General features: G+C 32.3%; 13 protein-coding genes. All 13 read left to right on the top strand.

Annotated features, from left to right (window positions below):
* Nucleotides 1-368 precede the first annotated feature (368 nt).
* The 13 genes from JG780_RS01105 (at nt 369) to JG780_RS01045 (ending at nt 13862) form a co-directional block, all read left to right on the top strand.
* Entirely contained in the window at nt 369-875 is a 507-nt protein-coding gene (locus JG780_RS01105; RefSeq protein WP_012579487.1) for a transcription repressor NadR, read from the top strand.
* On the top strand, nt 872-2140 hold the full coding sequence (locus JG780_RS01100) for an MFS transporter (RefSeq protein ID WP_287568960.1): 1269 nt from the start codon (nt 872-874) through the stop codon (nt 2138-2140). Before JG780_RS01105 ends, JG780_RS01100 begins: the two co-directional genes overlap by 4 nt.
* Nucleotides 2141-2275: 135 nt before the next feature.
* Complete coding sequence (hrcA, locus tag JG780_RS01095) at nt 2276-3289, top strand: heat-inducible transcriptional repressor HrcA (protein WP_287568959.1); 1014 nt, start codon at nt 2276-2278, stop codon at nt 3287-3289.
* 14 nt (nt 3290-3303) lie between these two features.
* Nucleotides 3304-3894: a nucleotide exchange factor GrpE gene (locus JG780_RS01090; RefSeq protein ID WP_287568958.1), complete on the top strand. Its 591-nt coding sequence runs from the start codon at nt 3304-3306 to the stop codon at nt 3892-3894.
* Nucleotides 3895-3899: 5 nt separating this feature from the next.
* A complete protein-coding gene (dnaJ, locus tag JG780_RS01085; protein ID WP_004103911.1) occupies nt 3900-5039 on the top strand; it encodes a molecular chaperone DnaJ in 1140 nt (379 codons plus the stop codon).
* Nucleotides 5020-5895: an NAD(+) synthase gene (nadE, locus tag JG780_RS01080; protein WP_287568957.1), complete on the top strand. Its 876-nt coding sequence runs from the start codon at nt 5020-5022 to the stop codon at nt 5893-5895. The genes dnaJ and nadE overlap by 20 nt, the downstream gene beginning before the upstream one ends.
* Nucleotides 5885-7108, top strand: coding sequence for a glycerate kinase type-2 family protein (locus tag JG780_RS01075; RefSeq protein ID WP_463274137.1), 1224 nt, complete (start codon nt 5885-5887; stop codon nt 7106-7108). Before nadE ends, JG780_RS01075 begins: the two co-directional genes overlap by 11 nt.
* Before the next feature lie 7 nt (nt 7109-7115).
* A complete protein-coding gene (locus tag JG780_RS01070; RefSeq protein WP_114702429.1) occupies nt 7116-8075 on the top strand; it encodes a 2-hydroxyacid dehydrogenase in 960 nt (319 codons plus the stop codon).
* A gap of 35 nt (nt 8076-8110) precedes the next feature.
* On the top strand, nt 8111-9190 hold the full coding sequence (locus tag JG780_RS01065) for an NAD/NADP octopine/nopaline dehydrogenase family protein (RefSeq protein ID WP_287568955.1): 1080 nt from the start codon (nt 8111-8113) through the stop codon (nt 9188-9190).
* Nucleotide 9191: 1 nt separating this feature from the next.
* Nucleotides 9192-10832, top strand: coding sequence for a cobalamin-dependent protein (locus JG780_RS01060; protein ID WP_287568954.1), 1641 nt, complete (start codon nt 9192-9194; stop codon nt 10830-10832).
* Nucleotides 10829-11767, top strand: a complete 939-nt coding sequence (locus JG780_RS01055; protein ID WP_287568953.1) for a D-alanine--D-alanine ligase family protein — start codon at nt 10829-10831, stop codon at nt 11765-11767. Before JG780_RS01060 ends, JG780_RS01055 begins: the two co-directional genes overlap by 4 nt.
* On the top strand, nt 11764-12174 hold the full coding sequence (locus tag JG780_RS01050) for a secondary thiamine-phosphate synthase enzyme YjbQ (RefSeq protein ID WP_004103900.1): 411 nt from the start codon (nt 11764-11766) through the stop codon (nt 12172-12174). The genes JG780_RS01055 and JG780_RS01050 overlap by 4 nt, the downstream gene beginning before the upstream one ends.
* 2 nt (nt 12175-12176) lie before the next feature.
* The gene (locus tag JG780_RS01045) at nt 12177-13862 is read left to right on the top strand and encodes a sigma-54 interaction domain-containing protein (RefSeq protein ID WP_287568952.1); all 1686 of its coding nucleotides are present in this window, start codon (nt 12177-12179) and stop codon (nt 13860-13862) included.
* Nucleotides 13863-13877: the final 15 nt, after the last annotated feature.

Raw genomic sequence — 13877 nt, 5'->3', positions numbered from 1 at the left:
TTTTTGTGATTTTTAATTGTTAATAATAAATTGTTATTTTATTAATATAATTTTTCTAATGTTATTTAGTAGTCCAGCCAAGATAGTTTGAAATTGGGTAAAAAATTGCTTTTATGATCAAGAATTGGCAGCGGATAAAAAATAAAATATAGTTTATGAAAGTCAAAAGAAAATAAAGGGAAAACATTATAAAAGCAAGATTTATATATTATTTTTGGCGTATCGGTTAAAAAAATGGAAGTAGATGCACTCTTGACATGTAAAAAAATAATTAGTTGTTTTTTAAAAGTTTTGATATTTATGTATGCTTTATACAAATCAATTGACATCTGCTGTAAATTTGTGTAAACTTGTATTGAGGTGATAATATGAAAGAAAGATTAAAAAAAATATTAAGTATTTTAGAAAATTCAAATAAGCCAGTTAAAGGAAGAGATTTGGCAGAAGTTTTAAAAGTAAGTAGACAAGTTATCGTTCAAGATATATCTGTGTTAAAGACAAAAGGATATAAGATTTATTCAACCAGAGAAGGATACATTTTAGAAAAAAAGAGAGATGTTGTAAGAAAGATGATTGCCGTAAAACATAGTGAAGATGAAATATATGATGAGCTGTTAAAAATTGTTAAAGCTGGTGGGAAGGTAATAGATGTTATTGTCGAGCATCCTCTATATGGTGAAATAAAAGGAAGGCTTGATATAGAAACTATGGATGATATTTCAAAATTTATGGCACTGATGGAGAGTTCTAATGCAACTCCTCTATTAAAATTGTCTGGAGGAGTTCATATACATACTATTGAAGCACCCAACAAAAAAATAATGAATGATGTTTTGGATGCAATAAGTAAATATTTATTGGGGGTGGAAAAATGAAGATAGATCAAGTGGTTGATTTAATTGTCTCAAAGAAAGAACAAAAAAATTTGTTGATTTTAACTTCGATTCTTTGGATAATCGGATCGGCAGGTGTAATGGTAATGCCATTTGTCGTTCCTGATCTTATTTCTGAGTGGAATTTAACAACAGTACAAGCAAGTAGTTTAATTAGCTCAGTTTTTATTGGTATGTTATTAGGTGCATTATTTTCTGGAATTATACTTGACTATTTTGGAAGAAAAACTGGCGTAATATTTTATTTGTTTGTTACTGTAATATTTACTGTTTTATTTGGTTTTTCAAAATCTTTTGGTAGTGCATATGTTTTTAGACTGCTTTCTGGCTTTGGATATGGAGGTTTGCTGCCTTCAGTTAATACTTATTTGTCAGAGTATACATCTATTAGGCTTAGGGGAAGATATTTAGTGATATTAGAGGCAAGTTGGGCTGTTGGTAGTATTTTAATAGCTCTTTTTGCCGTTACTTTGGGCGAAAAATTAGGCTGGAGATGGGATTTTTATATTTTTTCAATTGGAATTATTTCTTTAATTCCGTTTTTTAGAAAAAAAGATACTCCAAAATATATATTTGAAAAAAGAGGGGTTGAAGGTTTAAAAAAGATTTTTAACAAAGTACCTGAAAATATTGAAGAGATAGAAAAAGTAAAGGTAACTTTCAGTGGACTTTTTAGAAAAGAACATATAAAACAAACGATTTTAGTTATTATATCTTGGTTTGTGGTTAGTTTTGTATATTATGCATTATTTTCATGGGCACCAAAGATATTTATTGCAAGTTTAGGGATAACTATTACAAAGGCAAAATGGTATACATTCTTTGTATATCTCGCACAACTTCCAGGTTATCTTTCAGTTGCTTATTTGATCGAAAAGTGGGGACGTAAAAAAACTCTTGCAACATATTTCATAGGTATGGGTTTATCTTCTTTCCTATTGCTACTTGCAACTGGCAATTTGAGCTTTCTGTTTATAGTATTGATCCTTTCATTCTTCACTTTGGGAGTTTGGGGACTTGTGTACGCATATACTCCTGAGCTATTTCCAACTTCATTTAGGGGAACTGCAAATGGTGTTGCAGGTGCAACTGCAAGAATAGCAGGAATTATTGCGCCGTACTTTACCGGTTATTTCGTTGACAAATCTATAGTAGCAGCTCTTTCATTTGTTTCTTTGTTTGCTATATTTGCAGCGGTTATGACTCTTGTATTGGGAGTAGAGACAAAAGATAAAGCGGTAAATTAAATAAAGGTAATATTTTTTAAAATAAAGGCTCCATATTGGAGCCTTTATTTTATTTGACTGTAAAATCGTTTTATGATATACTATTATCAGACAAGGATAAAGAGTGATAAGATAGCTGATAAGTGGGGTGAGAAAATGAAAGAATTGTCTACAAGGCAAGAGCAGATATTATATTGTCTTGTAAGAGAATATGTGAAATCTGGAACCCCAGTAAGTTCTCAGAAAATTTTAGAATCTACAAATCTTGAGTGGAGTGGTGCAACTGTAAGGAATGACATGAGAAAATTAGATTATCTTGGATACGTATTTCAGCCACATACTTCTGCGGGAAGAGTCCCGACAGATAAAGGTTTAAGATTTTACGTAAATGAAATATTAAAACTTAGAAAAGAAACAAAGAAATCAGGAAGTTCTATAGACGTTAGTATAGATTTTCCAATAGGTGACTTGGATAAGATTATTCAAGGTGCCGCAAAGCTACTTGCAACCACCGTTAAAGCTTTTGTTATAATTGAAAAACCTAATCCTATGTATTTAAGAATTAGAAGAGTTGTTTTAACACCAGTTACTAAAAACTTTTCCATTGTTAATATAATTACCGAACTTGGACTTACATCAGTTCTTCCAATTCAGCATTCAGAAATTTACAATATTCAAGAAATAGAAGAATTTTTAAACAAAAGTCTTGATGGAATTTTGCTTAGTGAATTTAGGGCTAAACTGAGAGAGGTTGTTGAAAGATTTTCATGGGTTGGAGGAAGGCTGAAAGAATTTATTGAACTTTCAGAAAAGATAGCTTCTGAAAAGTATGAAGAATATATTACAGAAGGTGTTTTTAATCTTGTTAATGCAAAAAGATTCGATGAAGACAAATTAAAAGAGATTGTTAGATTTTCAACAAATGAAGAATATTATTCTAAGATTTTTGAACTTGGAGAAGGCATATTCATTGGAAAAGAGCATAATATTAAAAATTTTGAGCAGTATTCAATTTTGATAATGCCGTACTTTGTATTTAACAGAGAAGTTGGAAAAATAGCTGTTATTTTTGATAAATTTAGTGATTACAACAGAGTATTCGATAGTGTGGAATATGTAGTGAATAGATTAACTGAATACTTTACTGTTGTTGCAAGAAATGTTGAATAATGGAGGTGGAAGATATGGAAAAAAAGGAAATGAAAAAAGAAAAAATGATTGAAAATGAAAAAGTTGAAAATGTTAAAGAGGATGCTAATAAAGAAAAGAAAGAAAAAGGAAAGGAAAAAGATTTAGAAAAAATAATTGATGAACAATCAAAAAAGATTGAGGAACTTGAAAATCAGTTAAAAGAATTTGAAAATTACGCTAGAATTTTAAAATCTCAATTTGAGAATTATAAAAAAGATGTTGCAAGGGAAAAGGAACAAATTTCTATTTCAACAATTGGTAGAATTGTAGAAAAATTAGTTCCTATAATTGATGATTTTAAAAGAGCATTTAAAAATGTTGATGATGAGACTAAAAAAACACAATTTTTCAAGGGAATGGAAATTATATACAAAAACTTATTTAAAATACTAGAAGGACTTGGTTTGCAGGAAATTAAAGTTGGAGATAAATTCGACCCGTTTGAGCATGAGGCTGTAGAAAGAGTTGAGGATGAAGAAAATGAAGAATATTCAATTGTTGAAATTGTGGAAGATGGTTACAAATTTAATGGACGAGTTCTAAAACCTGTGAAGGTAAAGGTCTCGATTAAGCCTAGGAGGTGAAATATATGGCCAAAAAAGACTATTATGAGATTCTTGGTGTTTCAAGAAATGCGTCTCAAGAAGAAATAAGGCAGGCATATAAACAATTAATAAAAAAATGGCATCCAGATAGAAATCATCAAAATAGAAAAGAAGCGGAAGAAAAATTTAAAGAAATACAAGAAGCATACGAGGTTCTTTCTGATCCTGAAAAAAGAGCAATGTACGATAGGTTCGGATATGTAGGTGATGTTCCACCAAACGCTGGTAGTGGAGGCGGTTTTGGTGGCTTTGGTGGTTTTGGTGGTTTTGAAGATATATTCAAAGACTTTGGTGATTTTATTAATAACGATATATTTAACATATTCTTTGGTGATCAAAGAACATCTTCAAGACAAAAACAAAGAAGAGCAAAACGCGGAGAAGATATAAATATAACCGTTGATGTGCCTTTTGAGCAGGTATTTACAGGAACAACTATCCCAATTGAATACGATAGGTATGAGGTATGTAGTCATTGTAATGGTGAAGGGGTAGAGCCAGGAAGTGGATGGGTAAGCTGTCCGAAATGTCATGGAACAGGGGTAGTTAGAGAAGAAAGAAGAACGTTTCTTGGAGTTATTGTAAATCAATACACATGTAATCAATGTGGTGGCACAGGAAAGATCCCTGGAGAGACATGTCATGTATGTGGTGGCAGTGGAAGAATAAGAAAAAGACATAGAGTGGAAGTAAAAATTCCAGCTGGAGTTGACAACGGAACCGTTATTAGAGTTCAAGGTAAAGGTAATGCAGGGTATAACGGTGGTGGATATGGCGATTTATATGTAAATGTAAGAATTACAGGACATATTGATTTTGAAAGACGTGGAAATGATTTAATAAAGGAGATAAAAATAGATTATGTTGAAGCGATACTTGGAACCAAAGTAAAAATTAAGATGCCAGATGGTAGAGTTAAAGAAGTTAAGATACCATCTGGAGTTCAAGATGGAGAAAACATTTATGTATACGGAGAAGGCGTACCAGATATGAGAACGGGAAGAAGGGGAGATTTAATTTTAAAGATCAAAGTAGAGATTCCAAAAAGAGTATCTCGCTCTGAGAAAAAGTTATTAAAGGAAATTGCGAAATTGAGGGGAAAGGATGTTGACGAAGAAGAGTGAAAAGATTGTTAATTTTTTAAGAGAGACAGTTGCACAATATAATTTTAGAGGAGTAGTTCTTGGAGTTAGTGGAGGACTTGATTCAGCAGTAGTTTTAGCACTTCTTGTAAAAGCATTTGATAGGGATAAGATAAAGTGCTTTATTTTGCCTGAAAGAGATAGTCCTAAAGATTCAGTTAAAGATGCTGTTTTTGTTTGTAAATACTTTGGAGTTGAATATGAAATAAAGAATATTACAAAGATTCTTCGAGCACTTGGCATTTATAAATATTACCCACCAGCATTTTTTGTGCCATGGAAGGTAAAGGAAAATTTTGCAAAGAGAAGATGGCAAAAGTATAAAGAAAAAGGCGATCCTTTTGAGTTTGATATAGAAGGAATCGATGATGAAGAGTTTTTAAAAGGTATAAGCTACTATAGGGCAAAACATAGGGTGAGAATGGTTTATCTATACAAAGAGGCTGAGAGAAGAAATTACGCTGTTGTTGGAACTACTAATAAAACAGAATTTTTAACAGGGTTGTATGTAAAGTGGGGAGATGATTCAACAGATATTGAGCCAATTTTGCATCTTTATAAAACTCAGGTATACGAGCTTGCAAAAGAATTGAATGTCCCTGAAAAAATAATTATGAAACCAGCTTCACCAGATTTAATTCCAGGACTTAGCGATGAAGAAATATTTGGGCTTGATTATTCTACTCTTGATAGGATATTAGATAAGCTACTAAATAACAAAAGTTTGGATGATGAAGACCCTGAAAAGGTTAAACTAGTAAAAAGGCTTTATCAAATTGGAAAAAAGAGAAATTCATTAAGGAATGTAAGCATGGTAGATGATTTATATGGAACTTAAAACTTTAGCAAAAAAGCTACTTTTTGATACTTTAGAAGATATCCAACCTGAAAAGCTAGTAAAAGAAAAGTTAAAAGAACTAAGGGTTGATAAGAAAGTATATGTTCTTTCAATTGGAAAAGCAGCATGGAAGATGGCAAAGGCTGCAAGTGATGTATTGGATATAGAATATGGAATAGTTATAACAAAATATGGATATAATTTTGGAAATATTGAAAATTTTGATATATTTGAAGCAGGGCACCCTATCCCAGACGAAAACTCACTTTCTGCTACAAAATTTGCCGTTGAAAAATTTTCAAAATTATCAAGAGATGATATCCTATTGTTTTTAATATCTGGAGGAGGTTCATCTACTTTTGAGCTATTGCAAGATGGACTTTCATTGGAAGATTTAAAAAATGTAACGACGCAGCTCTTAAAAAGTGGTGCAAATATTAAGGAGATTAATACTATTCGCTCAAGACTTTCAAAAGTAAAAGGTGGAAGGTTTTTAAATTTTGTTAAATCAAAGGTAATTACATTGGTTTTATCAGATGTACTTGAAAATGATTTAAGGTACATTGCATCAGGTCCAACATATGAAGCATGTAGTACCTTTGAAGATGCTTACAAAATAATTAAAAAGTACAATTTAGATTTTAATGAAAATATAATTAATGTTTTAAAAAAAGATGTAAAAATCAACAAGCAGATTGATGTAGAGCATTACATAATAGGGAGTATTGATATAGCATGTGATATTCTAGAAAAACATGCAAGAAAGTATAATTTAAACACACTTGTTTTAACTACAAGACTTGATTGTGAGGCAAAAGAAGCTGGAAAATTTATTGCAAGTATAGCAAAAAGTAGTAAATTAAAAACACCATATTGTATTATTTTTGGTGGAGAAACTGTTGTAAAGGTAAAAGGAAGCGGAAAAGGTGGAAGAAATCAAGAACTCTGTTATTCAGCAGCACTTGAAATAGAAAATATGAAAGATGTGGTTATTGCAAGTGTTGGAACAGATGGAACAGATGGTCCAACGGATGCTGCAGGGGCAATTGTTGATGGAAAAACTATCTCAAAGGTGAGAAAATTTTCGAATGATCCAAATGAATTTCTTTTAAATAACGATACCTATAATGCCTTAAAACTTTCTGGAGATCTCTTAATAACGGGGCCAACTGGAACAAATTTAAATGATATAGGATTTATACTCAAGGGGTGATAATGTGATGAAGGCTCTTGTTTTAACAAAGATAACTGATTATTTTAGAAAAAAGATGGAAGAGTTTAATGAGATTGAATGGTATACTCCAAAAGATATAGATTACGTCTTAGAAGATGTGGAAATAATAGTTACTGGATATTTGACTGAAGAACAAGTAGATAAAGCAAAAAAATTAAAAGCTATTTTTATTCCTTGGACTGGTGCAGATAAACTTCCATGGAAAAAGATAAAAGAAAGGAATATAATTGTTTCAAATTCGCACGGTAACGGAAAGATGGTAGCTGAACGTGCGCTATCTTTATCCCTTGCTCTTCTTGGAAGAATAGTAGAATTTCACAACGACCTTGAAAAGGGAATATGGCATGGCTTTGCCGTAGGATTTAAGGAAGAAGATTATTGGTACTCACTTCAAAGAAAAAATGTAGCGATACTTGGGACTGGGGTTATTGGAAGACATCTTGCAAAGCTTTTAAAAGGTTTTGATTGTCATATAACAGGTTTTAAAAGAAGCAAAGAACAAATAGCAGGATTTGATAGGATTGTAACTTCAATAGAAGAAGCAATATCAGATGCACAGGTAATATATCTTGCACTACCTTTAACTGAAAAGACTTACAAAATTATCGATGAAAAGATGTTTGAAAAAATGAGAGGAAAGTTTTTAATAAATGTTGGAAGAGGAGAATTGATAGATGAATACTCACTTTTTAAGGCGCTTAATGAGAACATATTAAGAGGTTTTGCATCGGATGTCTGGTATAAGTATCCTTCAAAAGATGAACAAGTTATCTTACCTTTTAATTTTCCAATCCATAAGTTCAAAAATGTAGTTCTTTCTCCACACGTTGGAGGGTTTACAATAGAGGGTCAGCAAGGAAGAATAGATGAACTATTTGAAAATATAGAATCATTCCTGAAAAAAGGTTTTCCAAAAACAGCTGTAGATCCCGAATTGATGTATTAATTGTTAAAACAAATTTATATTTAGGGGGGATAAAAATGAACATTACAGTTATTGGAGCAGGAAACGGAGGACTTGCTCTTGCTGGTTTTTTAGCTATGAGGGGATTTGCTGTTACTTTATATAACAGAAGCTTAAAAAGAATTTCATCCTTTATAAAATCTAGAGTTATTAAATTGGAAGGAGAAATTACTGGTAGCGTAAAAATAAAGAATGTTACAAATAACTTGGAAGAAGCCTTAAAAGATGCAGAATTAGTAATGATCGTTGTTCCAGCTTTTGCACATGCAGATATTGCGGAAAAAGTTTCAAAATACGTAAAAGATGGTCAAATTTTTATTTTAAATCCAGGTAGAACGTTTGGTGCACTTGAGTTTTATAACATATTTAGAAAGAATCGGGTAGATAAGGATGTTATAATAGCAGAGACTCAGACCTTTCTTTTTGCCTCTAGAACTTCCAATCCTGGAGTTTCTCACATATTTAGGGTTAAAAATGCTGTTCCAATTTCTGCAATTCCATCGACAAAAAATGAAAAATTGAAAAAGGTTATTGAAGATATAGTCCCCGAGTTTCAGGTAGTGGATTCTATAATTTATACTAGTTTTAATAACATTGGTGCGGTTTTTCATCCAGCAACTCTTATTCTTAACTCCGGACGTGTTGAAAGCACGTTTGGAAAGTTTGAATTTTATCTTGAAGGTATTACTCCTTCAGTTGCAAGAGTTCTAGAAAAGATAGATGCAGAAAGATGTTCTGTTGCAAGAACACTTGGAATTGAGCCAATGACGGCAAAAGATTGGTTAAATTATGCATACGATGTTTTAGGTAACAACTTGTATGAAGCTATACATAACAATGCTGGCTACCAAGGAATTATCGCACCGCCGAGTCTTCAAAATAGATATATATTTGAAGATGTGCCTATGAGCCTTGTTCCAATATCTGAAATGGCAAAAAAATTAGGTATAAATACTCCCGCGATAGATTCTATTATTTACCTGTCTTCAATAATGATGGGGCGTGATTTTTATAGAGAAGGTAGGACCTTGGAACGTTTAGGAATTAGTAAATTAAGCCTTGATGAGATAAAGAATCTGATATACAAGGGGGTGTGAAATGGTGAAGAAGATTTTAGGTGGTTCGATAGGTAGCTGTGTACATGTTGCTGGTGTCTTGAATTTTTTAAAGCTTGCAGAAAAAGAGGGCTATAAATCAATTTACCTTGGTGGGGCAGTTCCTTTAGAAAAATTTGTTGGTGCAATTGTAGAGAGTGATCCAGATATAGTTGCTATTTCATACAGACTTGATCCCAAAGCACTTGAAAAGCTTTTAAATGAGTTTTATAAAATGATAAAAGAAAAGAATTTACTTGATAAGGTTTACATATTTGGTGGAACAGTTGAAACGGCAGCTGTTGCAAGAAAATTTGAGTTTATTTCTAAAATTTTTGATGGTTCACAAGACATTGACGAAGTTATTTTATGGCTCAGGAACGCAAAAAAGGATAAGGAAAAAAAAGAAATACCTCCACAGTTTTTACCTGAGAGAATAATTTACAAAAGGCCTTATCCTCTTATTAGGCATCATATAGGGCTTGCAAGTCTAGAGGAAACGGAAAAGCATATAAGAATTCTTGCTGAATCTGGCCTACTTGATATTATTTCACTTGCACCTGACCAAAATTGTCAGCAGTATTTTTTTGAACCTGAAAAGATGGATAGAAAACAAGACGGTGCAGGTGGGGCACCAATTAGGACGAAAGAAGATTTTATTAGACTCTATAATGCTTCAAGAACAGGCAATTATCCACTAATGAGATGTTATTCTGGAACAAGAAATTTGGTTGAATTTTCCAAATTACTTAAAGAAACGATTAATAACGCATGGGCAGCTATACCTTTAACATGGTATTCCGATCTTGATAGAAGATCTGATAGACCATTGCTTGAAGCAATAAAGGAAAATCAAGAAGCAATAAAATGGAATGCTGAAAATAATGTTCCAGTAGAAATAAATGAAGCTCACCAATGGTCATTGAGGTATGCACATGATGCAATAGAAGTTGCAACGTTTTATCTTGCAGCATACAATGCTAAAAAGTTAGGAGTAAGACATTATGTTGCGCAATACATGTTGAGTACACCACCAGGTCTTTCACCAAAATTTGATCTTGCAAAGCAGATTGCAAAAAAGCAATTGATTGAAACTTTGGAGGACGAAACCTTTACTTCGTATACTATGATAAGAACTGGACTTTTATCATTCCCTGCTGATGAACATTCTGCAATGGGGCAGCTTGTAAGTACCATGTTTTATGGAATGTATTTAAAGCCTGACATAATTCATGTGGTTTCTTATTCAGAAGCAATAAGGCGTGCTACTAGTAAAGAAATCATAGAAAGTGTAAAAATGGTAAAACAGGCAATGAGGAATGCGATGAATGGCCTTCCCGATTTTCTGGAAGACAAATCGATTAGAAATAGAGTGGAAGTGTTAAAGAATGAAGCTATGATGATAATTGATGCAATTAAGCAAATTGGAAAAGGATTTGATGATCCTTTGATAGAACCTGAAGTAATATATAATGCAGTAAAGCTAGGGATTTTAGATGCTCCAGGATTAAAAGGTATGTCTGTTGCAAAAGGAAGGTTTGAAACGCAAATTATAGATGGTGCATGTTATGCTGTGGATGAAAATGGTAAAATACTTACTGAAGAGAAGAGGTTGGAAATTATAAGAAAGGAGGCGGGAATGTGAAGATAGCAATTGTTTGTGATAAGAATATCAATGATGAAGAAAAAAGAATGGTTGAGGCGGTAAAAAATGCAGTGTCTAAAAAATATGATTGTGAAGTAGTACAATTTGATGAGAATTTTATCAATAAAATAAAAGGTTTTGATTTTGTGTATAACCTTTCAAATAAGGGTGGAAAGGAAACAATACAAGTTCATGTTCCTGCTCTCCTAGATTTGTTAAATATTCCATACACTTCTTCAAATGCATATTCACATTCATTGTGCCTTGATAAAATAACTACTAAGATAATTATGCAACATTATAACATTCCAACACCAAGATTTTATGTATATGATCTAGGACAAATTCCAGAAAAAATAGATAATGGCACCTTTATAGTAAAGCCACCACGTGAAGGAAGTGCACGTGGTATTTCAAAAGATAGCGTAGTTGATAATTTAAAAGCTCTACAAAAAATGGTAAAGTATATACATGAAGAGTTTAAACAACCAGCACTTGTAGAAGAATTTATTGATGGTACAGAGTTAAGTGTTGGTATAATAGGAAATGGAGATAGTTTAGAAGTTTTGCCAATTTTGGAGATAGATTTTTCGACGCTGCCAGAAGGACTTGAAAGATTTTATTCATACAATGTAAAGCATAATTATGGTGAGATGACTAATTATATATGCCCTGCAAGAATTTCAAATAATGTAAAAGAAAAACTTGAATTTTATGCTAAAAAACTTTTTAGAGTATTAAATCTTAGAGATTATGCAAGAATGGATGTTAGAATTAGGGATGATGAGATATACTTCTTGGAAGTTAATTCAGCTCCTCAGCTTGTTCCAGTATATTCAGACATAACAAAAATGGCGAAAGCTGCAGGATATGAATATGATGATTTAATTTTGAAAATTTTAGAAATATCAATGGAAAGGTGGGGACTTAAATGAAGAGTTACACTGAATATCTCTGGTTTAATACTAAAAAAAGGAAAGAACTCATAAGGATTACAGATACTATTGAGGAGATTGTAAAAAAAAGCGGTATAAAAGAGGGACTTTGTCTTGTATCGGCAATGCATATAACTGCTGGTATAATTGTAAATGATGATGAATCGGGTTTACACAAAGATATATGGGAGTGGCTTGAAAAACTTGCACCAGTTGGAGATTATAACCATCATTGGACTGGCGAAGACAATGGAGATGCACATTTAAAAAGGATTTTGACACACCATCAAGTGGTGCTACCTGTTACAAACGGGAAACTTGATCTTGGGCCTTGGGAGCAGATCTTTTACGCCGAATATGATGGACAGAGAAGAAAAAGAGTAGTTGTGAAGGTTATTGGTGAATAATTATGGAACTAATGAAGTTTTATAGAACTGTGTTAGAATCTATTATTGAAGGTGTAATAATAGTTGATAGTGACGCACGGATCTTGTATATAAACAAGATGGCCGTGCGTCTTTTAAATTTGAAAGATGGTTTTTTAGGAAAACATGTGGTTGAAGTTATTCCAAATACAAGACTCCATATAGTTGTAAGAACAGGTATTCCAGAGGTTGATGAGGTACAAAATGTTGGAGATAACATAATTATTACTTCTAGAATGCCTTTAAAAGATGAAAATGATAATGTTGTTGGTGCTGTTGCAGTATTTAGAGATATAACTAGCATGCGAAAACTTGCAGAGGAAATTACCAATCTTCATCAAATTGAGGCAAGGCTGAAGGCAATAATTGATTCTACATATGATGCTATATCAGTTGCTGATGAAAATGGAAATGTAGTCTTAGTAAATAAAGCTTACACCAAAATTACGGGATTAAAACCTGAAGATGTTATAGGAAAACCTGCAACAGTAGATATTGCTGAAGGTGAAAGTATTCATATGCTGATTTCTAAAACTAAAAAGCCAATTTATAATGCAAGGTTAAAGGTTTACCCGTCAAAAAGAGAGGTTATAGTAAATGCTTTACCACTTTTTGTTAAAGGTGAATTTCGTGGGAGTGTTGCTGTTGTTCATGATGTTTCTGAGATTTTAAATTTGACTAAAGAGCTTGAAGCTGTAAAAAGGTATATAAGACATATAAAGGCAAAATATACTTTTGATGATATTATTGGTCAAAGTGAAAAAATGTTAATAGCAAAAGAGCAAGCTAAAAAAGTTGCTAAGACCCCTGCAACGGTATTACTTAGGGGTGAAAGTGGTACAGGAAAAGAGTTATTTGCACATGCGATTCATAATGCAAGTAATAGATCTGATAAGCCATTTGTTACGGTTAATTGTGCGGCGATTCCTGAAAATATGCTTGAAGTTGAATTATTTGGATATGTAGAAGATGCCTTTATGGGCACAAAAGGAGAAAAGGTCGGACTTATCGAAGAAGCAGATGGTGGTACATTATTTTTAGATGAAATTGGTAAGATGCCTCTTTCGTTACAGGCAAAAATTGTTAGGTTTATTGAAAACGGTGAATTCATTCCAGTTGGTTCAAATAGAATAAAAAAGGTAAATGTAAGAATAATTGCATCTACAAATATGGATTTAGAACAAATGCTTAAAAGAAGGGAATTTTTATCGGAGCTTTACTATAGACTAAATGTCTTTCCAATATTTATTCCACCGCTTCGGGAGAGAAAAGAAGATATAGATGAACTTGCAAATCACTTTGTTAAGAAGATAAGCAATCAGTATAGAAGAAATATTACAAAAATTACTGATAATGCTATTTCATATTTAAAGTCATATGATTGGCCTGGAAATGTTAGAGAACTAGAAAATGTTATTGGCAGAGCAATAATTAATATGTCAATTACTGAAAATGTTTTAGATAAAAGACATTTTCCAACACTCTTTTTGGAAAATACTAATCAAACTAAGTATGAGGGATCTTTAAAATCACTTGTGGAAGATTTTGAAAGAAAGGTTATAGAAGCTGCATTAAGAGAAAATAAAGGTGATAGAAATTTGACAGCAAAAAAGTTAGGTATAAGCTTGAGGACTTTGTACTATAAAATGGAAAAATATGGTTTGATTTAGAAAAAGGAGGGGCCA

Origin of the sequence: Thermosipho sp. (in: thermotogales) (assembly GCF_020054775.1) — a bacterium.
GTDB classification, from domain to species: domain Bacteria; phylum Thermotogota; class Thermotogae; order Thermotogales; family Fervidobacteriaceae; genus Thermosipho; species Thermosipho africanus.
The sequence above is the reverse complement of the archived record's forward strand: the minus strand, read 5'-3'. Positions and strand labels throughout refer to the sequence as shown.